Origin of the sequence: Neobacillus muris (assembly GCF_943193175.1) — a bacterium.
Lineage (GTDB): Bacteria > Bacillota > Bacilli > Bacillales > Cytobacillaceae > Neobacillus > Neobacillus muris.
On sequence record NZ_CALPDF010000048.1, the window covers coordinates 1 to 24,606 of the forward strand.

A 24,606-nucleotide genomic window follows, 5' to 3' on the forward strand; every position below is an offset into this window, starting at 1 on the left:
GACAAAAACCAGTTTTCCTTCACCGATTTTGGCGCCTTAACCCTTTCATGACGACAAAAACCAGTTTTCCTTCACCGATTTTGGCGCCTTAACCCTTTCATGACGACAAAAACCAGTTTACCTTCACCGATTTTGGCGCCTTGACCCTTTCATGACGACAAAAACCAGTTTACCTTCACCGATTTTGGCGCCTTAACCCTTTCATGACGACAAAAACCAGTTTACCTTCACCGATTTTGGCGCCTTAACCCTTTCATGACCCTTCTACGTGACCCTAACTTCTCTTTTCCCATTATAAGGTCACGTAGATGACCTTATAATGAAACATAGTCCGCGACCATTGGAGAAAACACCCCCTCATTTGGAACCAGATCACTTCATGTCCATATCCCCAGCAAACAAAAAAGAAGGGCAATCCCCTTCTTTTTTAATTATATATACTGTTAAAGTTTAAATCACACGAACCTTTACAATACCTTCAATTTGATTGATTTTGGCAAGCAGCCCTGGGATCGTTTCGCCATTCACTTTCTCATCAATGTCGATCATCGTATAAGCATAACTGCCGCGGCTTCTGTTTACCATGTCCGCAATATTTAAATGATAGCTTGAAATCGCAGAAGTAATTTGACCGACCATGTTTGGAACGTTATGGTGGAAAGCCGTAACCCGGCGCTTTCCTGTATAAGGAAGCGACGCATTAGGAAAGTTGACTGAATTCTTGATGTTCCCGGTTTCCAAATATTCCTTGACCTGACGTGCTGCCATGATCGCGCAGTTTTCCTCTGATTCCTCCGTTGACGCACCAAGATGCGGAGTGCAGATGGTATTCTTCATTTTTAACACATTCTCGTTCGGGAAGTCCGTAACATATTTTCCGACTTTTCCGCTTTCCAGCGCAGCCGCCATATCTTCCTCATTGACGAGCTCACCGCGTGAGAAATTCAAAATGTAAACCCCATCCTTCATAATACTGAAGGTGTCTTTATTGAACATGCCACCCGTGTCTTTCGTAAAAGGCACATGGACGGTAATATAATCAGACTCAGCAAACAATTGCTCCATCGTCATCGCCCGCTGAACATTGCGGGACAGCTTCCAAGCCGTATCGACCGAAATAAATGGGTCAAATCCGATCACTTCCATATCTAAATCAAGCGCATCATTCGCAACCAGTGCGCCAATTGCTCCCAAACCGATGATGCCAAGCGTTTTCCCTTTGATTTCTTTACCGACAAATTGTTTCTTTCCGGCTTCCACCAGCTTTGGCACCTGGTCTCCTTCAGCAGCCAGTGTTTTCGTCCATGCCACTCCCTCATAAAGGTTACGGGAAGAAGCCATCAGCGAGGTTAACACCAATTCTTTTACCGCATTAGCATTGGCGCCTGGCGTATTGAACACAACAATTCCTTGATCCGTGCATTTATCGATCGGAATATTGTTGACCCCAGCGCCTGCCCGTGCGATGGCTTTTAAATTAGCGCCGAAATCCATAGAATGCATATTGAAGCTGCGAACGACAATGGCATCCGGATCCTCACAATGGTTGTCAACGACATAGCCCTCCTGATTGAATACCTTTAGGCCGCTCTCCGCGATTTGGTTTAATGGTTTAACGGTTTTCACTTTATCCGCAACTAATGTACTCATCTTTTTATCCCTCTTTTAATTAAAGATAGTTATAAAGTTCACAATCATAAGCCCGATTTTTTTCATCATCCAAAGATTTTGAAAGCTTACACCCAATACACTCTTTAAAGTCGTATTGACGATCCCCTCCCATTAAACATAAAGAGGCAAGGGGATGGACTCCCTTACCTCTTGCCCAGGCGAACGGCATCGACACTATGTGCTCCCTCACGGTTTATCCGCGTTCGCCAGTTACACATAGCCTTTTTCATTTTTCTTAGTTTAACAAATTTTCTATTAACTTTCAATCTTTTAAAATTTTTCACTATGTAGTAATTTAAATTGTAGAAAATTGAAACTACGGAACTAGGATACTCGTATAGGATTGTTGAGGTGAAAGAACATGTACCTGTCTATAGAAGAACCCACGGAAAAAATTTCATCCAATGCGGTAAGTGTTTGGAGAATATCAAATACCCTCGGCCATTTGTCGGCCCTGATAATCGCTGCCATTTTGCTTGTGTGCAGCAGGCAGTTTGGCTGGTATGTATGGATTGGAACAGTCCTGTACGGCCTTAGCGGAATCATCCTTTTATCGGCTATCTATTCGATTGCGATAGAGCCTGTCTACCTGCAGCGCACCTGGCGATATCAAATTGACGAGGAATTCGTTCAATTAAAGCATGGAAGATGGCGTGAGAAACATACGCTCATCCCAATGGAAAAAGTGGAATACGTCCGCTCAGAACAAGGACCCTTCATGCGTCGGTATAACTTGTACAGCATTGAAGTAGGCACTACTACTACCAGCCATGTCATCCCTGCGATACCTTCAGAGGAAGCCAAAAAGGTAAAGGCTCAAATTGCTGTGTATGCAAAAATAAAAGACAAAGATTTCGTGGAAGGAGAAAAAGGCGCGTGACCCCAACTGTTAAACGATATCACCCTGCCATGATCGCCCTGGACTTCGTCTCTTTTATCAAAGGCTGGTCTAGCGTTTTTCTTATTTTGTTCATTTTCAAAGCCTCCTCCTCCTCCAGCTTGGTGATTGGTGGACGTTACCTCTTTTTCATGGGCATGTTTTTTTCCATTGTTTGGAGTTTTTTTAAATGGTACTTTCATCAATACGAAATCACAGCGGACACCCTTATCCTCCGTGAAGGGGTTTTTGTAAAAGAGCAGCGCAGTGTGCCGTTTGAACGGATCCATAATCAAAAATCAAATACCACCTTCGTTCACCGCTGGTTTGGCCTGACTTCCCTGACACTTGAAACCGGCACAAGCGGCGAAAATGCCTCCTTTCGTTTCCCTGTCATAACCGAGGAAGAGAAACGACGGATCCTGTCTCACCTAGAAGGAAACTATACGGAGGAAAACAATCAGCTTGAGGAGCCTTCAGGCCGGACGATTCATTTTCGCTCTACAAAAAAGGACTTAATAAAGGCATCGTTTACGTCTTTAAGCTTTTTTGCCATTTTTCCGATTGTAAGTGCCATTTATTTTAATCTAGCTGACTATTTTGAAATTGAAAAAACGGCGAAAACTGCCCTTGATTACTTATTCATCCATTGGTGGATGCTCCTTGTTCTTCTCATTCCAACACTTGCTTTATCCTGTGTCATAGGTTTTATCAAAACCTACATCAAGTATGGGAACTATGTGATTAGTGATGATAAGGAGCGTATTTATATAGAAAAAGGAGCAGGAAATTTTATTAGTTTTTCCATTCCGAAGCATAGAGTGCAAGCAGTTGTCGTGAAACAGTCACTATTGAAGCGGATGCTCGGCCTGGTATCGATTAAGCTCATCAGCGCCGGCAGCTTTGAAGAGGAAAAAAATCAAGAAACAAGTTCTCTTTATCCGTTTATGCCCAAGCAAGAGGCCTACCGGATATTACAAACGATGCTTCCCCATTATCAGATTGTCGAACAGATGGAACGGTTTCCCATCAGAGTATTATGGCTTAAACTCCTCCATCCCTATTATTTGACGATCGCAGCGATAATCGTCTTGCTGATTTTTAAAAAGGAGTGGCTGTGGTTGGCAGCTCTTGTCTTCGCCCTATCCATTGCTGAACGTATTTGTGACTACTGGTTTACCGGTTATATCCGCTATGGACATACGATCCAAATCCGCAATGGCGGCTTTACTAATAAAACATTTGTCACTCACCTGGAACGAATCCAGCAGATAACCGTCCAGCATTCCTGGCTCGAGCGGAAGTTCGGTGTTGCCACGATTCTTTTTTCCAATAAAGCAAAACCGCTGCATGTGAGCAAATTATACGGGGTTTCCAAAGAGGAAGCGGTCAGCTTTTATAACTGGTATCACCAAAAATCTGCCTCGTAACCCGAGTTCTTGGCGGATTTTTTAGAAAAAAAAAGCGAAATTATCTTTCACCATGCACATAACCAAACTGTCTTTAATATATTCTTAATGACATTTAACAGCTAAACTCACGAACAAGTCGAAATTTGTAAAAAAATAATTTTTCTATTGATATTTTCATTATATGCTGATAATATAAAGGAGCATTTAATTGGAAAGCTAATATTCAATATATCGTGAGTCTTTCCAAGCAGATAATTTTGACCACTTCCGAATCGGGAGTTAAGGCAACGGTGTGCCGGGTCAAATGCCGATTGGCAACTTTTTGTTGCCTTATTGATTGAGTTAAAAGCTCAAATTTTATAAGTTGGTTACTTTACAACCGGTGCATATGCACATCAACTTGTGAAACGGTCAATAAGAGTGGTAAAAGTGATTATTTGCTATATAGACTCTGATCCCTAAAATGATATATTTTGAATATTAAAGAGCTTCCTTCATGACGTCCTTTTGGACAGTTAAGGCTGATGAACCTATATGACTTTGTCATGGGGATCTTATGCTTTTTTAATATGACGACTATATCCAAAGCAAGTGTGGTGCGCAATTATGCGATAATCTTCACTTGCTTTTTTGTTGTTTTCAAAATTAGAGGGTATCACACTAGTTCCTCTGTGCACTGCAAAAATCTATTAGGTTAGGAGATAGGAAAATGGGGAAAGCACTTATTATTGGTTGCGGCGGCGTGGCTCAAGTAGCCATCCATAAATGTGTTCAAAACAGTGAGGTATTTGAAGAGATTTGTATCGCCAGCCGTACAAAATCAAAATGCGACGATTTAAAAGCCAAGCTAGATGGCGGAAAAACAAAAATTACCACTGCTCAGGTGGATGCAAATAATGTAGAAGAGCTCATTGCTTTAATTAATGAAGTAAAACCAGATATCGTGATGAATTTGGCATTGCCATATCAAGATTTAACGATTATGGATGCCTGCTTGGCAACAAAAACAAATTACTTAGATACAGCTAACTATGAACCTGAAGATACAGCAAAATTTGAATATAAATGGCAATGGGACTACCATGAGCGCTTCCGCGAAGCTGGCATTACCGCTCTTTTAGGCAGCGGTTTTGACCCAGGTGTAACCGGCGTATTCTCTGCCTATGCCCTTAAACATCATTTTGATGAAATTGAATACATTGACATCCTTGACTGTAACGGCGGGGATCACGGCTATCCATTTGCGACCAACTTCAACCCAGAAATCAACATCCGTGAAGTTTCGGCAAACGGACGTTATTGGGAAAATGGCGAATGGATCGAAACAAAGCCAATGGAAATCAAGCGCGTTTATAACTTCGATGAAGTCGGCGAAAAAGATATGTACTTGCTGTACCACGAAGAGCTTGAATCTCTTGCGAAAAACGTTCCAGGACTTAAGCGGATCCGTTTCTTCATGACATTCGGCCAAAGCTACCTGACTCACCTGAAATGTCTTGAAAATGTCGGCATGACTTCGATCGAGCCAATTGAATTTGAAGGAAAACAAATTATCCCGCTCCAATTCTTGAAAGCTGTTCTGCCAGACCCAGCAACACTTGGTCCGCGTACGAAAGGAAAAACCAACATTGGTTGTATCTTCCGCGGCAAAAAAGATGGAAAAGATAAAGTTTACTATGTTTACAATATTTGTGACCATGAAGCATGCTACAAAGAAGTGGGCTCTCAAGCCGTTTCTTATACAACTGGCGTTCCTGCGATGATTGGCGCCATGATGTTAATGACTGGAAAATGGGATTACAAAGGCGTTTACAATATTGAAGAGTTCGATCCAGACCCATTCATGGATGCATTGAACAAATGGGGACTACCATGGAAGGAAAGCTTTGACCCAGAGCTAGTGGACTAAGGATGAGATTTGAAGAATTACCAACACCATGTTATGTAGTAGATGAAGAGCTTTTAGAAAAAAATCTTAAAGTCCTGAACGGTGTGATGCAGCGGACAGGAGCAAAGATTGTTTTAGCCCAAAAAGCATTTTCCATGTTTTCATTGTATCCTCTCATTGGGGAATATTTAAGCGGCACGACCGCGAGCGGCCTTTACGAGGCACGCTTAGGCTATGAAGAGATGGGCAAAGAAAACCATGTGTTTTCCGCTGCCTATAGAGAAGAGGAAATGGATGAAATTATTTCCATTTGCGATCACATTATCTTTAACTCCAACACCCAGCTGGAAAAGTTTAAGGATAAGGTGCTTGCGGCTGGCAGAAAAGTGGGTCTTCGCATCAATCCTAGATGTTCCACCCAAGTGGGGCATGCGATCTATGATCCATGTTCCCCTGGTTCCAGATTTGGTGTAAATATTGACAATTTCCGTCCGGAATTGCTGGACGGTGTGACGGGGCTTCACTTCCACACCCTTTGCCAGCAAAACTCTGACGATTTGGAAACAACCCTAAATGCCGTGGAAGAACAGTTTGGCCCATGGCTTTCACAAATGGAATGGATCAACTTTGGCGGCGGCCATCATATTACGAGAGAAGATTATGATATTCCCCGCCTAGAGGCCTGCATCAAGAGAATGCAGGAGAAATATGGCTTGGAAGTATACCTGGAGCCAGGCGAAGCCGTTGCATTGAATGCCGGTTATTTAGTCACAACGGTGCTTGATACGGTTGAAAACGGGATGGATATCGCGATTCTTGACACATCTGCTTCCTGCCATATGCCAGATGTGCTGGAAATGCCTTACCGCCCTCCTTTGTTTGGATCGGGTGAGGCTGGCGAGAAGCCATATACGTACCGCCTTGGCGGCCAGACCTGCTTGACTGGGGATGTCATCGGCGATTACTCCTTTGACCAGCCATTAAAGCTTGGCGACCGGTTAGTGTTTGGCGATATGGCAATTTACACCATGGTTAAAAACACCACATTCAACGGTATGCCGTTACCAGCCATTGCCGTTAAGCATAAAGATGGGGACTGTGAAGTGGTCCATCAATTTAGCTATCAAGATTTTAAGATGAGATTAGCATAAAGATAAAATAATAGATGAACACCAGATTCCAAAACAGGTAAAGAGTTCATTTGAGGCGCATAACCTTGTTTTGGTAAAGTGTTTGGCAGCAAAAAATCATAGAAAAGAGTGCCTTTTTAAATAGAAATGGCACTCTTTTTTATCTAGGCTGTTTTTTCTCAAAATTTGCTTCGTTTGAGATAAGTGATTGCGGAAGATTTTTGCCGATTTCCAAGGCGAGTTTTGTCCTCAACATGAAGCGGTCATGACGACAAAGATCAGGGACCGGGGCCAAGTTTTGTCGTCATGACAAAATCAACAGCAGCGATTATTAATAGTTTTGACGATTTCCAAGCGTTGTCACTCGTTATTTTACTTATTTATTATCGTATCAGCTTTTCTTTAAACACCCTCAAAACCATGTTACATAACAAAAATGGCATGCATCCATTCGCATGCCATTTCATGTATCAATCTGCCTCCGCACACCCCTTAACGAACTCCTTTCCAAAACCGAAAACTGTTATTTTATCAAGATAGATAAAGGTAAATCAAAACAAATATCGAATTCTCCTACATAGAGCAAAACCTATTTATCGCTTCTTACATAAAGTTTGGAGGAATCAGCATGATCTCATTCAGTATTATTGGCGGTGCGGGCTTTCGGGCTCAATATTTTTTAAGAATCGCCCAGGCTCTTCCTGAGCAATTTCACGTTTGTGGAATGGTCGTTAGGAACGAGCAGACTGGAAAGAAACTTGAACAAAAATGGAATGTGGCAACGTATCGGAATGTAGAGCAGCTTTTGGAAAAGGAATCCCCCCAATTTATCGTGGTTTCAGTTAGCGGGCAAGCATCCCCTGGTTACCTGCTTCAATTGGGAGAGCTTGGCATCCCTGCACTGGCAGAAACACCCCCGGCTCCTACCATCGAGGAATTAGTGACGCTTCATGAGAAGCTTACGTGTAAGGGGGCGAAAATACAGGTCGCTGAGCAGTATCACCTTCAGCCCATGCATCAAGCAAGACTTTCGATCGTTCAGTCTGGAAAATTAGGGAGTGTGACCCAAGCCACCGTCTCGATTTCTCATTTTTATCATGGGGTTAGCTTAATCAGGAAAATGCTCGGAGTTAGCTTTGAGGATGCCATCATTCGAGGCATGAGATTTCAGGCACCGATAGTGGCGGGTCCCGATCGCAGCGGTCCTCCCAAGGAAGAAAAGCTGATCACCGCTGAGCGGGATATAGCTTGGCTTGATTTTGGCAGCAAGCTGGGCATCTATGATTTTACAAAGGATCAGCATCGCTCCTGGATCCGGTCCAATCATTTGTCCGTCCGCGGCGACCGCGGGGAACTCTTTGATACGCGGTTGTCAGTATTGGACGATTATGCAACGCCTGTTTACTTAGATTTGAAGCGGATCAATCGGGGCGAAGAGGAAAATCCGGAGGGGCATTATTTACAGGGAATCTTGGCTGGCAATCGATGGATATACCGGAATCCGTTTATTCCTGCCAGGCTATTTGATGATGAGATCGCGATCGCTTCCTGTTTGCAAAAAATGGGCGAATATAGTGCGGGCGGCCCTGATTTTTATAGTCTGCCTGAGGCCTCGCAGGATCATTACTTAGGCTTGATGATGCAAAAGGCCATCCTTACTTCCGAGACCGTGCGGACGATCCGGCAGCCATGGGCTGAATAATCCATCCTAGGGAGATATTTCCTGCTCTCCTTCCTCCTGCAGCTGGTATAATTTTTAAAAGAACATCTTTTTATAGGAGGAACCTCCCGTGTACGTGGACCGTGATTATCCGGAGTTTTCTTGGTCGAACTCCCGGCATAAAACCTTTTTAGAGTGTGTGCGGAAATATTATCACCAATACTATGAAGCTCATAATGGCTGGTTATATGATGCTCCCGAAGAGAACAAGTCGGCCTATCGGCTGAAGAATATTAAAAATATCCCCATTTTGCTCGGGGATTTGATTCATAAAGCGATTGACCTGCAGCTTAAGAATATTTTGAACGGCAAGCCCTTATTTACAGAGGACGAAATGATCGCCCTTGTCACCCGCGGCCTGAATAACGCTTATTTGGATTCCACTAAGTTTCGGCCAATGTGGCTTCAAAAGCCAAAACGGCACCAAATGCTTTATGAAATCTATTATGGAGATGGACTAAGCAAGGATGCCATTGCTGCTGCCAAAACAAAGCTGGAAGCCTGCATCAAGCATTTCTTTTTGAGCAAGACCTATCAGGAGATTCTGAATAAGCTCGAGATGCGGGTGTTGTATTCCGAGGATTTCCAGACCTTTGAAGTCAATGGCGTAGACGTATTTGTCGTGCTGGATTTTATTTATCAAGATGTGAGCCGGGAAAAATGGATCGTCGTCGACTGGAAAACCGGCAAGGAGTCAGAGGATGACCGCAAACAGCTGGCTTTATACTCCCTTTATTTATCCCGGGAGCACAAGATTCCGATTGAGGACATCATCATTCGTAACGAATATTTGCTGTCAGGGAATTTCCAGGAGTATCATCTAACCCAGTTTGAGATCGACTCTGCCCAGCAGCTGATGAATGACAGCATTTATCACATGCTGAAGTATCAGGAGGATCCTGTTAAAAATAAGCCGCTGGGCAAAGAGTATTTTGAGATGAACCCTTCCAAAAAATGCAGCTACTGCAATTTTAAAGAAAAATGCCAGAAAAATTAGCGGCTTCCAGATAGAAAACTTTTGAAAAAAAGTCTGTCTTGATAAGAGGCATCGCCACTCCCAGTTTCATTAGTTCATCTCCAGTGAAGGCCTGTTTGCTGTTATTCATCCGATAGACCCGTTTCGGGTCCAAGCCGCGTAAATGGAGACGGAAAAATGGCGGGTTTGGCGCTGCCAGTATTTTATAGTAAAAAACAGCCGCTTGGCCTTTGTCTTCCGACACATACATCCAGGCTGTGTCCATGCCGTCAAATGGACTGAGCAGCCTATACATATCGCCAAAGCAGACGAGCTGCTTTATTTGGTGATAGAACGCGATTTTCTGCTGGACCGTCTTCCTCTCTTCACTCCCCAGCATATCGATCTTCAGCTCAAGCCCGAAATTGGCCGCCATTGCCACATCACATCTCATCTCCAATGGTGTCACCCTGTCTACTTGATGGTTGGGAACATCTGAGACATGGGCGCCCATCGTGACAGCAGGGTACACCAGGCTGGTTCCATATTGGATTTTTAACCGTTCGGCCGCATCGGTGTTATCACTGGTCCATGTTTGCGGCATATAATAGAGCATGCCCGGGTCAAACCGTCCTCCCCCGCCAGAGCAGCTTTCAAATAAAATCTCGGGGAATCGGGTCGTTAATGTTTCTAAAATCTGATACAAGCCAAGCATATAACGGTGAGCGGTTTCCTTTTGCCTGATTGGCGGAAGAGAAGTCGAGCCCGCCTCCGTGATATTGCGGTTCATATCCCATTTGACATAGGAGATCGGGGCATTTTCGAATAATTTGGTAAATGTTGCGACCAGCCAGTCACGGACCTCCTCCCGGCACAAATCGAGGACGAGCTGGTTTCGTGACAGGGTCCGGTTCCTTCCTGGCACATGCAGGCACCAATCCGGATGGCGCCGGTACAACTCACTGTCAGGAGACACCATTTCCGGTTCGACCCACAGACCAAACTTCAACCCCTTGCTTTGAACTTGCTCGGCCAGCCCTTTTAACCCTGAAGGCAGCTTTGTCTTATTGACGCTCCAATCCCCCAGTGAGCTTTTATCATTATTTCGCTTCCCAAACCAGCCGTCATCGAGGACAAACAGTTCGATCCCCACTTCTGCGGCAGCATCTGCCAGTTCTATTAATTTTTTCTCCGTAAAATTGAATTTGGTCGCTTCCCAATTATTGAGGAGGATGGGCCGGATTTTATCGCGATAGATCCCCCTGCACATTCTCGTGCGGAGCAATTGATGAAAGGTCCGCGACATTCCCCCTAAGCCTTCTGAGGAATACACCATCAATGTCTCCGGTGTTTGAAAGGTTTCACCAGGCTTTAACAGCCAGATAAAATCAAATGGGTTGATGCCCATCGATAGTCTGGTAATCTCAAAAGGGTCGACCTCAACGGAAGCTTGGAAATTCCCGCTATAAACGAGGCTGATGCCATACACATCACCCGTATCCTCGGCGGCATTTTTTCCAAGCAGGGCCACAAAGGGGTTGTGCTGGTGACTGGAGGCTCCTCTGGCAGAAGAAATCGACTGGGTTCCAGAGATTAATGGCTGGCGCTCGATCTGCCGTTCCCTCGCCCATGTTCCATGAAGATGCAGCAAATCCCAATTAGAATGATGAAAGTCGACTGACATACTCATGCATGAATGGATTTCCGCCTCCTGGCTGCCACGGTGTTCAAAGGATGCCGACCGAGTGATGACATCGAGGTCACGGTAAATCGTGTACTGGAGATTCAGCCCAATTCCCAGCTTGGCATCCAACATGGTGATCACCAGACTCTCGGCCTCCTCCTCTTCTTCTATGTAAGCAGAAGGCAGTCCTTCAAGCGGACGCTTTCCTTTCAGAATCTCATGCGAATCATAAACGAATTCCGTCATCGTTGTCCCATCCTTGGCGCGGAGCTGATAGGCGGGCGTTCGAAAGTCTCCGTTCCCAAAGGCAGGATACTCCTGTGGCAGCGTATCAAGTGACAGGCCAGGTTCTGTTGCCGGTGAAAAGGTTCTGGCCCTAATGGGTAAGATGGATGCGGGGTTAAGTGTTTTGACCCGCCTGCCCCAGTACAAATGTGCCGGATATTTCCCATGGACGATTTGGATCAAATAACTGATCCGCTGATTAAATAAATGAAAGACTTTGTCGTCTTCACTCCATTTTATTGGCACAGCATCCCCTCCTGACTTTCCTTATTACTTCATATTTATTCAAAAGCGGAAGGAAAACTGTTATCTTGTTTGATCTTTATCAAATAAATAGGGGTGATATTGGCAAAATAAGGGTAACAACTTGGATTATCGTAATCCATTAGGGGATGATGATGATGAATTTTTCAATGAAAAGGTTTATGGGTGCCTTTGCTGCAGCAATTCTTGCCGCAGCATCCATGGTTCCTGCAGCCTCTGCAATGTTTGAGCCGAGGATGGCAGCAAACGATACCTTCGAAGTAACGATTATCCATACGAATGATACACATGCCCACTTAGACAATATCGCCAGACGGATTACCGCGATTAAACAGGTTCGTGCCCAAAAGCCGAATAGTTTATTAGTGGATGCCGGGGATGTCTTCTCCGGAACCTTGTATTTCAACGAGTTTCATGGCTTGGCCGACCTGGAGTTTATGAATACAGCGGGCTATGATGTGATGACCTTCGGCAATCATGACTTTGATAAGGGAACAGGAACCTTGTCCCATTTTGTAAAAAAAGCAAGGTTTCCATTCGTTAGTGCCAATGTCAATTTTTCAAAAGACACCCATCTATCGAATCGGTTCCACGAAAAGGCGATAACGGGAAAACCGGAGAACGGGAATATCTATCAGGGGATCATCAAGGAAGTAAATGGAGAGAAACTAGGCATATTCGGACTTACAACCGCAGAAACAATGGTCATCTCGAATCCGGGACCCGATGTTATTTTTGAAAATTATCGGGAGCAGGCGAAAAAGGCGGTAGCCGATTTAAAGAAAAAGGGGGCCAATAAAATTATTGCTCTCTCCCATCTAGGGTATGACGATGGCGGCGGCGATAATGATTTGACCTTAGCAAAAGAAGTCGAAGGCATTGATGTGATTGTCGGCGGACATTCCCATACAAAACTGGATGTTCCGATGATCGATAAAACCGGAACGGAACCCACCATTATTGTCCAGGCCAATGAATATGGCCAATTTCTTGGAACGCTGGATGTCACCTTTGATCAAAACGGAAAAGTGATCGAATATGCTGGAAAGCTCACCGACCTTGACCAAAAAATCAATAATGCTTACGTGTTTGCGGATGACCCTGAAGCATCCCAGATTCTTGCAAAGAAGTATAAACCAGCCGTGGCAGAAAAGCAGCGCAAGGTTATTGGAACAGCCGCAGTGGATTTAATTGGCGACAGGCCTGATGCACGCGTTGGTGAAACCAATTTGGGAAACTTAATGACCGATGCCATCCTCGCCAAAGCGAAAACTGTTCGTCCTGACACTGTCATTGCCTTCCAGCATGGCGGCGGCATCCGCATCTCTATACCAGCCGGAAAAATCACACTGGACAAGGTGATCGAATTGATGCCGTTTGGCACCTCGCTCGCGATTATGAAGCTTACCGGCGCTGAAATCAAGCAAGCCCTGGAGTTTAGTGTGAAAGATACGCCCAAGCCGTTTGGCGGATTCCTGCAGGTTTCCGGGTTGAAATTTACCTACGACAGCAGGCAGCCTGCCGGCCAAAGAGTTCAGTCTATTGAGGTAAAAGAGGACGGCCGCCATTATGTTCCTATTGTTCCCTCCAAAACCTATGTTGTGGCCACCAACACCTACACCGCAAAAGGCGGTGACGGAATCAAAATTCTCGCTAAAGCTTACCAGGAAGGCCGCGTCAGTGAACCGGGATATGTTGACTGGGAAACCTTCGTTGAATATGTAGGTTCACAGCCGAATCATACCGTCAGCCCGCTTGTCGAAGGACGGATCATTGATCTAGCCAAATAGATTGTTCACCCCAGACGGCCCCCTTTTATATTGTCTAAAGGGGGCGTTGTTCCTTATCGGGATTGATCGTCCGTATATTTTTTAAAAATTAACGAAGCGTTATGTCCGCCAAATCCTAATGAGTTCGATAAAACTACTTGCACGTCCTGTTTCTTTGCCGCATTTGGAACATAGTCCAAATCCAGTTGTTCATCCGGGGTTTCATAGTTGATGGTTGGCGGGATGATCCCGTCCCGAATCGCCAGGACGGAGAAAATGGCCTCAATGGCACCGGTAGCGCCAAGCAAATGGCCTGTCATAGATTTCGTGGAACTGACTGACAAATGGTAGGCATGATCTTTGAAAACTTCCTTGATGGCCAGCGTTTCATATAAATCATTGTAATAGGTGGAAGTCCCGTGTGCGTTAATATAATCAACCTCCGTTGGCGTGATTCCGGCATCCGCCAATGCTAATCTCATGGCACGCTGGGCTCCTTCACCGTCTGGGGCAGGTGTCGTAATATGGTACGCGTCGCCTGTGGCCCCATAGCCAATCAGTTCTCCATAAATTTTAGCGCCGCGGGCTATAGCGTGATTTAACTCTTCTAATATCACGATCCCGGCACCTTCCCCGATGACGAAGCCATCACGGTTTTTATCAAACGGGCGGCTGGCTGTTTTCGGGTCTGGATTTTTCGAGAGAGCCGTCATATTGGAAAAACCGGCGATGGTCATTTCGGTGATAGTCGCTTCTGTGCCGCCGGCAGCCACCACGTCGACATCCCCTTTTTGGATGGCACGGAAAGCATCACCGATGGAGTTGGCTCCGGAAGCACAGGCCGTGACGGAACAGTTATTGATCCCTTTGGCGCCGAGCTCAATGGAAACTCTTCCGGCTGCCATATCCGGGATCAGCATGGGAATTGTAAATGGATTGACTCGTCTCTGCCCTTTTTCAATAAATTTCTTATGCTGTTCCTCGAACTCGCCAAGACCGCCGATTCCAGATCCAATCCAAACCCCGGCACGCTCAGGATCAATATCAACACCGATTTGAATGCCAGCATCCTCAACAGCCATTTTGCTTGCCGCTACGGCAAATTGTGCGTACCGCCCCATTCTCCTCGATTCTTTCTTATCCATAAAGTCTTCAGGGGCAAACCCCTTTACCTCCGCCGCAAAATGAACATCTACCTTCTCAGTATCAAATAAAGTGGCCGGCCCAATCCCCGTCACCCCATTCTTAATCTTATCCCAAGTTGCAAAAGCATCATTCCCCAAAGGAGTCACTGCCCCGACACCCGTAATCACTACTCTTCTATTCATATAATCCTTACTCCTCATTATTGTGGTGCCTGTCCCCCAGCACGGTAATACGTTAATGTACCGGGGAACAGACCCCAAGATTACCATGATTACGCTCTCAGGACCAGAAAAAAAGTCTGGGGTGATAAAAAAAGTAATGAGGTGGTTAACAATGAAGAATACTACTGTTAAACCAAAGCATGAATAAGGGGATAAAACTGACATGAATTTTCAAAAATACGAGCTTCGAAAGATTTCACCGGAACAAGATGAGTATGAGTTGATCTTGCATCTTCATGATTCTTTAACCGAGTTTGGAGCAGAATTGGGCAGTAAGCCGGATCCCAAAAATGACCTAATGTCCATGGCTAGACAGGTTATGAGAGAGCGTTATCCTGCAGTTAAAATTACGATTGTCAAAGTATTGATAGGCGGCATGACAATTGCATCCTTTCCTCTTATGGGAGGGATGGCAGCCGCTGCAGCTTCACCAGATGCATCAGGCTCAACAGGAACCGGTGCTGTTTCAGACGGGACTTCAGCAAATTCGATTTATTACCAGGTCGCCTCCGGGGACACTCTTTATGTACTTTCCAAAAAGTTTAATACAACGATTGATAACATTAAACGGGCAAATGGGTTAACGACCGATGTATTACAAATCAATCAGCGTCTGATTATCCCGAAAGCCTTTCACACAATAAGTCAGGGTGATTATTTAAGTGTTCTTGCCAAAAATTATGGAACAACCGCAGCTGCCATTAAGGAAGCAAATGGGTTAGCAAGTGACGCTGTCTTTTTAGGGCAGACGCTCATTATTCCTGCCGTCATCGGTTCACAGAGTCCTGCAGCCGTTACTCCCTCTCCTGCAGCTCCTGCTCCAGCCTCTTCCTACACAGTTGCTGCAGGCGACAGTCTTTCCGTTATCGCCAAACGGTTTGGTGTTACGGTGGAAGCCTTAAAAAGTGCCAATCAATTAACTTCGGACCTCTTACGAGTAGGACAAGTACTGGCGATTCCGGCAAGCGGTTCAACAGGGGCCGGTACCGTCCAGCAGCCTGCTCAAACCACCTCTTACACAGTGGCTTCTGGAGACAGCCTTTCTGTAATCGCCAAACGCTTCGGCACCAGTGTAGAAGCGTTAAAGAGTGCCAATCAACTATCCTCGGACTTCTTACGGGTTGGGCAAGTACTGGCGATTCCGGCAGGCGGCACAACAGGGACAGGGACTGTTCAGCAGCCCGCTCAGACCGTCTCTGCTTCTTACACCGTTGCTTCCGGGGACAGCTTATCCGCCATCGCCAAACGGTTTGGCATCACTGTCGATGCCTTGAAAACTGCCAATCAGCTCACATCGGATACGATTCGAGTGGGCCAAGTTCTTACGATTCCAAACGGACAAACAAATACAGCGGCGCCTCAGCCTGCAGCTGATGCAAATGTGGAAAAAGTCCAAAGGAACCTGCAAACACTTGGGTATTATGCAGTACCTGCGATTACCGGAAGCTACGATGACCCAACCAAACAGGCAATCAGGAACTTTCAATCAGATTATCAATTACCTGTCACCGGATCCATAAATGAAGCAACTGCTACTGCCATTGAGCACGCCATCACTAAAAAGGCATTAGTGCAGGATACCACCAAATTTCTGGGAGTTCCCTACGTATGGGGAGGAACGACCCCATCCGGGTTTGATTGCTCAGGCTTCGTATACTACATGTTTAACAAGCATGGTGTGAACATGGCACGGAATACATCACAGGGCCTGTATACAACAGGAACCACTATTTCACAGTCACAATTGCAGCCTGGTGATTTGGTCTTTTTTGCAGTCAATTCTACAGGGACGATATCCCATGTTGGCTTTTATCTCGGAAATAACCAGTTTGTTTCTGCGACCAATTCGAAAGGAATTGCGGTATACCCATTGAATTCTGGCTATTGGGCCTCCTATTACGTTGGAGCCAAGCGGGTTTATTGATTGAAAAAAAGTGCCTTTTCCTTCTTTGCGAAAGGAAAAGGCACTTTTTTGTTAGCCTCCGCAGTATATCTAGAAAGTTTATCCGGCAGGAATGGTTAATACCTGGCCCACATAGATCGTATCCGATGTTAATTTATTGGCCGTTTTAATGGCGGTAACCGTGGTATTATAGCGCTGGGCAATAACGGATAAAGAATCACCTGACACGACTGTATAGGTCCGTATCGTTTGGGTCCCTGCTGTCCCAGTCTGCGGAATCGTTAATTTCTGTCCCACATATATGGCATCTGTTGTTAGTCCGTTTGCCGTCTTGATCGCTGTAACCGTGGTATTGTAGCGCTGGGCAATAACAGATAAAGAATCTCCCGATACCACCGTGTAAGTGACCGTTTCGGCCGGTTGAACCGGAGCAGTCTCAACTGGTGCTGGAGTTGGGGTCACAACTGGCTCTATCACAGCCGGAGCAGGAATTTTTAACAGCTGACCGATGTAAAGAGCATCTGAAGTTAATTGATTAAGCTCTTTTATTGCGCTGACCGTCGTGTTATTCCGAGTGGCAATCGCCCATAAGCTATCCCCTGAGACTACCTTATAAGTGGTATAGGATGGGGCAGGCTGACTGCTGACCGGAGCAGTCACTGGCGCGGTGATTGGGACTGTTGTTGGCAGCAGTTCCGCATAACTATTCCACACATTGCTTTCCTGGCCAATACTCCAGTTGCCGACTCCCCGGATATGATACTTACTAACAAGAGCAAGCTTTTGCCTGATCGATTCCTCATTTTCATACCAAATCGTGTAGGTGCCTGGGGCAAGGACTGTTCCGCCAACAACCGTTTTCGGGTCCCCTGCCTTGATGGTAATCACTGCTTTTGGCGTTTTGCTTACCTCATCAAAAACGACCTGACCGTTATATTTAGCAATTAAATCCTCCACTTGCCAGTTGGAGATCCCATAGCCTCCGTAGGAAGCCCCTTCGATCCAATACCGGCCGTATTGAGCAATCCCCAGTACGATTTTTTCTGTAGGCACTTGCTGGTTGATGGCATATTGAATGGATTTCTCTACCCATGGCAGACTGGCCACCGCACCTGCTTCTCCACCAGGATAGCTTTCATCGTAAGCCATGATCATTAAGTAATCTGCATATTTTGCCAAGGCGGTATAATCATATGATCCATGCCACCCGGTCGTCCAGCCATTAGGGTTGGCGGCAACAGCAACGGATACTTCCTTGGTGGAAGGAATCTTTTCCCGCAGTAATCGGACGAATTCCGTGTAATTGGCCCGGTCTGCTTCTGTTACATTTTCAATATCTACATTCACGCCATCTAAATTATATTTTTGAATGGCGTCGGCGATCTGCTGGGCCGCTAGTTCTTTATTGGCCAGCATCGCCCGGCCTAGTGCACGGTCCCAATGGTTGCTTAAGAAAGGAACCACTCGGACGCCGCGCAAATGCATCGCACTGATAAAACTAGGATCGAGGCTATAGGTTAGTTTTAAGGTTCCATCTGAATTAATGTCAAAGTAGCTTGGGGATACCGTATTCACCGAATTAGCCGTTGCGTTCACCATATTCACGTATTCACTGGTATTGCCAAAATACATATAACCCAGATTGACGACTTCACTGGCGGTCACTGGCAGCCGCAGGATTTGATTCGGCTGAATAATATCGGATGTTAATTGATTCAGTGCCTTTATAGCCTCCACCGTTGTATTGTAGCGTTTGGCAATCGCATAGAGTGTTTCGCCGCTGCTGACGGTATGGCTGTAAAGTTGGATTTGGGCTGTTTCACTGGTATTTCCGGCAGCATCTGTTTGTACGACCGAGACAGTACTGACTCCCGTTAGATCCTTCCCGGTCAAATTAAGCTTTAGTGAATAAAAACCTTTCTCGTCCGCTTTTACCGAAGCAGATTGAATTGTGCTGCCATCAGGCTTGGTCAATGTTGCCTTCACGACAGCAAAAGGCTCCGCCGTACCCATAAGCATAAAGAGGGACTGTTGGTTTTCAATCGTGAATCCATTTTTTGAAACGACCGGACTTTCTGCAGCTGTATCTTTCTGGATTGTGGATCCATAAACGATTCCGGAGTTCCCTGCTGTGTCCGTCTGCGAGATTTCCACCTTAATTTGCCCGTCCTTTAAACCAGAAGCATTGAGATTGGTTTGAAAGGAACCATTGACAACGGCTGCTGTTTTGGTGATCGAAGTGGTGCCATCGCTAAGGATGATCTTAACCTGAGAGCCATTTTCTTCACTTTGTCCGGATATTAAATAATTGGATTGGTTTTGGCTATTAACATATGGTCCGAGCGTTACAATCGCATTAAGCGGCGCAGCGGTATCTTTTACGATGGTGATAGGATCAAGCTGATTCACATTTCCTGCCTCATCTTCAGCCACGATGGAAGCTGTCACCGTTCCGTCTTTGAAACTGGTCGTATCAACTGGGAGACTAAAGCTTCCATTGGAATCTGTCTCAATCGACTTTGTAAAGCTGGTGACACCGTCTGAAAACGTTACATTTAGTAAAATTTGCGGTTCGGACTTGCCGCTGAACAGATATTGTGCCGCGTTTCCGCTAAATATAGCTGGCAAAGGACCGGTTTCGATTTTTGAAGGACCAACGGTATCCTTTACAAGCGTTTTTACCGTGGAGGCACTAACATTTTCTGCCTCGTCCGTTTGCGACACTTCAAAACGGATATCGCCATCGTTTAGTCCGGAAATATCCACCGGTATAGCAAACTCACCATTTTCTGCTGCCTGTCCGGTCATCTCGATGATATGGCCGTTGCCATCAGATATTTTGATATTGACCTTTGTACGAGGTTCTCCCTTCCCAGATAACAAAAATGTACTTTGGTTTGCTTGATTAATGACATTGCTATTATTAAAAATCGGCGCAAGTGGTGCCGTCGTATCCTTGATCACTTCAGCTGAACCGGCTTGGCTTTGAATCCCGGATAAGCTCGTTTGTACAGCGGTAATCGTTAAAAGTGCGTCATTCAGACTAGTTATATCGGCATTCACATAAAATTCCCCGTTAGCATTGGCTATCGCTGCTGCCTGAACTGCCGGATGAACACCATCTGAAATCATTACATTCACCGCTGCATAAGGGTTGGCCGTTCCAGTTATCGGATAATGAGCTGCCGTACTGCTGTTAGGAACCTGAAGGGAATGGATGATCGGCGCTGCCAGGCTTGTCTCTTTTGCAATAGTGGTTTGAACTGCCCCACTGCTGTTTCCATAGCGGTCAATTGATCGGGATGTAATGGTTAATGTCCCATCATGTAATGAGCTCAAATCAGCCTCGGTGTGAAATTCACCTGTTTCACTTGCTTCAGCAACGGTCGTTACCACCGGGTGCACCCCATCTGAAATCGTGATTTCCACTTTTGCCCCTGGCTCTGTCAATCCAAACAGCGTATAATTTTTTACATTTTCAATCGTCACTGGCTTTGTATTATCAATGACTGGCTGGGGGGCATCGGTATCTTTTACTATTTGTTTTTGGGCGGTGCTTTTGTTTCCAAACGAATCAGTAGCTGTGATTGTCAACGTAATGGTCCCATCATTCAGGGAGGAGACGTCCAAATCGGAGGAAAACCCTCCACTTTGGTTACTTTGAACTGCTGCCTCGACCGCTTGATTGCTTCCATCTACCGCTCGGATGACGATCGATGCAGAAGTTTCGCTTGTGCCTTTGACAGTATATTTTTGTTGATTTGCCGAAAAAATCACTGGTAAATCGGATATGGCGGTCTGGGCAATCGTTGTATCCTTAGCGGCAGTCATTCGGGTAGTCGGACTTTCATTGCCAGCGGGATCAACGGCTTTGGCGGAAATCGTGATACTGCTGCCATCATTCAGTGCTGTTACATTGAAAATAACAGAGAATTCCCCCCGCTCATTTGCGATGGTTTGTTTCGTAATGGCTGCGTGCACTCCATCAGATAAGGAAATGGTGACCAAAGCACCTGGCTCCGCCTTGCCTGTAATAGAGTAGGACGCTGCGTTTTGCTGGCTGATTTCTTTTGCCGCCGCAAGCGTAGGAACAGCGGCCGTTATATCTTTTTTAATCACTTGCTGGCTATTGGCACTGCGGTTTCCTGCTGCATCAGCAGCAGAAACGGCAGCGGTAATCGTTCCATCGAGTAATGTCGAGGCATCCAGTCTTGTTTCAAATTTCCCAGTAGAATCTGCCTTTATTTGAACCGCTACTTGAGCCCCGGCACTATCCGTCAATCGAACGCTGACAGTGGCATTTGCCTCGGTTAATCCGGTAACGGGATAACTTTTTTGATTAGCAGCAGATATGACGGCTAAAGGGTTAATCGCTGGTGCAGCAGGCGCCGTTGTATCAACTGGCAAGCTAGCCGCAGTGGACGGTATGGCTAATTTTTGGCCGACATAGATCATATCGGTTGTAAGCTGATTTAAGGACTTAATATCTGTAACGGTCGTATTGAATCGTTTGGCAATTAATGATAAGGAATCCCCTGAAACGACGGTATAAATAGTTGTTGTCTGATTGGCAGGGGCGGGCTCTGGTTCTGGAGCCGGCTGGCTGACGACTGGAGTCTGGGTTTGCCCCGTACCTTGCTGCGGCACCTTAAGGACTTGTCCGACAAAAATAACATCAGTGGTTAAATTGTTTAATGATTTAATCGTGTCCACCGTTGTGGCAAATTTCTTGGCAATCACAGAGAGTGAATCCCCGGCAACAACCGTGTAGCTCGCTGCATTCTCGCTTGTCACAGCAGGAGCGCTTGTGTCAGGAACGGTTGTGATAGGAGCCGTGCTTTGTGATGGTTCTCTGGGGATTTTTATTTTTTGTCCGACAAAGATCATATCAGTGGTGAGACTGTTATAGGAGCGGATGCTCTCCACTGTTACGGCATATTTTTTGGCAATGAGCGACAGACTGTCTCCGGACACGACTGTGTATGTATAGTATGGGAGTTTTAGGACTTGCCCGACAAATATCACATCTGAGGTTAACCCATTCACCGTCTTGATGGAAGCAGCGGAGACATTAAACTTCTTCGCGATCACCGATAAACTGTCACCTGATTGAACGGTATAAACATCATACTGATCCGCCGGAACCGATTGCGCAGCCGTCGTTTGGGCTGCAGATGCTGCTGTAGTGGTCCCTAAGTAGATGGTCATGACTAATAAACTGCCGGCCATTACCTTGACTGTTTTAATTCTGTCTCGAGGAAATTTTTCGGCAATCAGCTGTTGGATTTGACTTTGTAAATTCTTTCTTTGCTTCGGTGATCTGCCTAGCTCTTCGGAAAACTCCTCCAGCTGGAGGTCGAGGTAAACCACTAACGTGTCTTGATCGCCGGACAGTTTATACTTCTTGATTTCCATTCACTTTCACCTCAAATCGTAGCTGTCTTCCAAATATTATCTGCCAATCCTTTTCATTCATGCAAAATAAAAGGGCCGTCCCAAAAGTCAGTCACTTTGACTCTTGGTCAGCCCTATTGTTTTAGTATTTTGAACCGCTTGATTGGAAATTATTTTGCATGCTTGTGATTTTTAATTAATGGCCGCCAATGGTTTGCCTGCTTTTTTGGTAACGATGGATTCCAGAACAAATGCTTTTTCAAATCCATCTTTAATGGCATGGGTAATCGAACCTGGAACGATGGCATCCCCGATGACAAAGACGTTTTCAAAATGGTGCCGATACATCTCTTCTAATGGATTGTAGGATTCGGTTCCCATCGAGAAAACAACATGGTCGATTTCCAGGTCAATCTGATTGCCTGCTGCTTCTTTTTCAAGCACGACCGCATGAGGGAGGATTTTCACCACATTATGACCTTCGATCACCTCTACATTTAGATTTTTTAATCGATTTAACAGCATCATTCGTGTAGGAGCCGATACTTTTTCGCCGGTAGCTGTTGGGATATCAATCAAGATGACATGGTTCCCTTTTTCAGCCAGCTGGCGCGTCACACTATAGCAAACCATCCCGCTTCCAATCACTGCTATTTTTTTGCTTTGGAATGGGAGTCGTTCTAATAGTACATCTTCATAATCACAGACATTTGCCAAGTTGGTTCCTTCTAGTTCCGGGATAATCGGTTTTGCGCCGGTAGCCAGCAATACCGCATATGGATTCAAGGCTTTGATTTTTTCCACGGTGGCCTCGGTATGGAGTCGGACATCGACGTTTAATCGGTTCATTTCATTGCGGTGATAGTCCATGATCCAGTTCATTTTCTGTTTGGCTACGGGTGTATGGACAAGGTCTAATTGTCCGCCTAACTTATCGTCCTTCTCAAAGATGGTGACATCATAGCCTTTTAAGGAAAGCACTCTTGCCGCTTCCATTCCCGCAGGCCCGCCGCCGACAATCGCAGCCGTCCGCTTTTCCTCGATTGGTTTGATTTCCTTAAATTCAAGCTCGCGGCCAGCCCGGATATTAAGGGAGCACTGAACATGAGAGTTTTTGTTGACGGTCTGCATACAATGAAGGCAGCAAATGCATTTCCTGATTTCCTGATCCCGTCCTTCGTATGCTTTCTTGGCCCATTCCGGGTCAGCAATGTGGCCTCTGCCTAATGCCACAAAGTCCGCTTTTCCTTCTGCTAGGATGTTTTCGGCAAATTCCGGCTCGCGAATGACCCCGACAGTAATCACAGGGATATCGACGCACTTTTTGATTTCTTCTGCCAGGTATACACGCCAGCCTTGTTCGTACATCATGGTTTCAATAATTTTATCCGCAGAATTATAGGTTCCGCAGCTGGCATTGATGCCGTCTACTCCGATTTTTTCTAAAGAGCGGCTGATTTCCTTGCTTACTTCCACGTCCAATCCGCCCTGATCAAAATCATCGACATTTAGGCGCACCGTCACAGGGTAATCATCGCCGCATTTTTCTTTTATCCCTAATACTATTTCCTTTAAAAATCTCAGTCTATTTTCAAAGCTGCCCCCATATTCATCAGTCCGCAAATTGGCATTGGGGCTTAAGAATTGATTAATTAGGTACCCGTGCGCGGCATGAACTTCTACTCCATCGATCCCGGCCATTTTACATCTGATGGCCGCATGGATAAATTTTTGTATCAATTCTTTGACTTCGGCCGTTGTTAATTCCCTTGGCTCTTCTCCGATGGCTGCACTGGCAATAGGGCTTGGAGCAACAATTTGTCTGCCGCCGATCAGATTTGAATTGGATTGTCTTCCGGCATGATGCAGCTGGACAAAAATTTTGGCATCGTATTTATGTACAGCATTTGCCAACCGGGCGAAGCCAGAAGTAAACCGGTCTTCATCGAACCTTAGCTGATTCGACATGCCTTTGCCCAACGAATAATCAATGCAGGTAAATTCTGTAATAATTAATCCTGTCCCGCCTTTGGCTCTCTCCTCATAATAAGCAATTTGATGATCGGTCACCTCTCCATTATGGCCCGCCAAATTGGTAGCCATCGCCGGCATCACCACCCGATTCTTCAAAGTCAAACTGCCTATCCTTCCTTTTTCAAACAAATGACGATAACTCAACAAAATCCCTCCTCTAACATGTGAAATACTTCACAAAAAGAAATAAATAAACCCCTTCCATCATTATAAACCAACGCCCCCGCCAACATTGTGATATATAAGTGACAAT

Annotated in this window: 13 protein-coding genes and 1 riboswitch; of the genes, 8 read left to right on the plus strand and 5 right to left on the minus strand. The window is 45.5% G+C overall.

Features of this window, described 5'->3' with window-relative positions; all coding sequences use genetic code 11:
• Positions 1 to 450 precede the first annotated feature (450 nt).
• Positions 451 to 1,650, minus strand: a complete 1,200-nt coding sequence (locus tag NFS43_RS21090) for a phosphoglycerate dehydrogenase (RefSeq protein ID WP_251554799.1) — start codon at positions 1,648 to 1,650, stop codon at positions 451 to 453.
• A 166-nt stretch (positions 1,651 to 1,816) separates the two neighbouring features.
• A riboswitch (ZMP/ZTP riboswitch) is annotated at positions 1,817 to 1,895 on the minus strand.
• A 137-nt stretch (positions 1,896 to 2,032) separates the two neighbouring features.
• Between NFS43_RS21090 and NFS43_RS21095 the strand changes: the two genes are divergently transcribed.
• The 6 genes from NFS43_RS21095 to NFS43_RS21120 all read left to right on the plus strand — a co-directional run bounded on the left by NFS43_RS21095 (position 2,033) and on the right by NFS43_RS21120 (position 9,695).
• Entirely contained in the window at positions 2,033 to 2,551 is a 519-nt protein-coding gene (locus NFS43_RS21095) for a PH domain-containing protein (protein WP_251554800.1), read from the plus strand.
• On the plus strand, positions 2,548 to 3,978 hold the full coding sequence (locus NFS43_RS21100) for a PH domain-containing protein (protein ID WP_251554801.1): 1,431 nt from the start codon (positions 2,548 to 2,550) through the stop codon (positions 3,976 to 3,978). Before NFS43_RS21095 ends, NFS43_RS21100 begins: the two co-directional genes overlap by 4 nt.
• Before the next feature lie 691 nt (positions 3,979 to 4,669).
• Positions 4,670 to 5,869, plus strand: coding sequence for a saccharopine dehydrogenase family protein (locus NFS43_RS21105; RefSeq protein WP_251554803.1), 1,200 nt, complete (start codon positions 4,670 to 4,672; stop codon positions 5,867 to 5,869).
• A 2-nt stretch (positions 5,870 to 5,871) separates the two neighbouring features.
• A complete protein-coding gene (gene nspC / locus NFS43_RS21110) occupies positions 5,872 to 6,999 on the plus strand; it encodes a carboxynorspermidine decarboxylase (RefSeq protein WP_251554804.1) in 1,128 nt (375 codons plus the stop codon).
• Between the two features lie 607 nt (positions 7,000 to 7,606).
• Complete coding sequence (locus NFS43_RS21115; protein WP_420910348.1) at positions 7,607 to 8,680, plus strand: Gfo/Idh/MocA family protein; 1,074 nt, start codon at positions 7,607 to 7,609, stop codon at positions 8,678 to 8,680.
• A gap of 88 nt (positions 8,681 to 8,768) precedes the next feature.
• Complete coding sequence (locus NFS43_RS21120) at positions 8,769 to 9,695, plus strand: PD-(D/E)XK nuclease family protein (protein ID WP_251554806.1); 927 nt, start codon at positions 8,769 to 8,771, stop codon at positions 9,693 to 9,695.
• Here NFS43_RS21120 and NFS43_RS21125 read toward each other — a convergent pair.
• Entirely contained in the window at positions 9,670 to 11,868 is a 2,199-nt protein-coding gene (locus NFS43_RS21125) for an alpha-galactosidase (RefSeq protein ID WP_251554808.1), read from the minus strand. The two genes, NFS43_RS21120 and NFS43_RS21125, sit on opposite strands and share 26 nt — an antisense overlap.
• Positions 11,869 to 12,023: 155 nt before the next feature.
• Here NFS43_RS21125 and NFS43_RS21130 point away from each other — a divergent pair, with 155 nt between their 5' ends.
• On the plus strand, positions 12,024 to 13,676 hold the full coding sequence (locus NFS43_RS21130) for a bifunctional metallophosphatase/5'-nucleotidase (RefSeq protein ID WP_251554809.1): 1,653 nt from the start codon (positions 12,024 to 12,026) through the stop codon (positions 13,674 to 13,676).
• 53 nt (positions 13,677 to 13,729) lie between these two features.
• Here NFS43_RS21130 and fabF read toward each other — a convergent pair whose 3' ends face one another.
• Entirely contained in the window at positions 13,730 to 14,983 is a 1,254-nt protein-coding gene (fabF, locus tag NFS43_RS21135; RefSeq protein ID WP_251554810.1) for a beta-ketoacyl-ACP synthase II, read from the minus strand.
• 202 nt (positions 14,984 to 15,185) lie between these two features.
• On the opposite strand from fabF, the gene NFS43_RS21140 reads away from it, so the two are divergent.
• A complete protein-coding gene (locus tag NFS43_RS21140) occupies positions 15,186 to 16,946 on the plus strand; it encodes a C40 family peptidase (protein ID WP_251554811.1) in 1,761 nt (586 codons plus the stop codon).
• A 78-nt stretch (positions 16,947 to 17,024) separates the two neighbouring features.
• Here NFS43_RS21140 and NFS43_RS21145 read toward each other — a convergent pair whose 3' ends face one another.
• Positions 17,025 to 22,340: a LysM peptidoglycan-binding domain-containing protein gene (locus NFS43_RS21145; protein ID WP_251554812.1), complete on the minus strand. Its 5,316-nt coding sequence runs from the start codon at positions 22,338 to 22,340 to the stop codon at positions 17,025 to 17,027.
• 171 nt (positions 22,341 to 22,511) lie between these two features.
• Complete coding sequence (locus tag NFS43_RS21150; protein ID WP_251554813.1) at positions 22,512 to 24,497, minus strand: NAD(P)/FAD-dependent oxidoreductase; 1,986 nt, start codon at positions 24,495 to 24,497, stop codon at positions 22,512 to 22,514.
• Positions 24,498 to 24,606 lie beyond the last annotated feature (109 nt).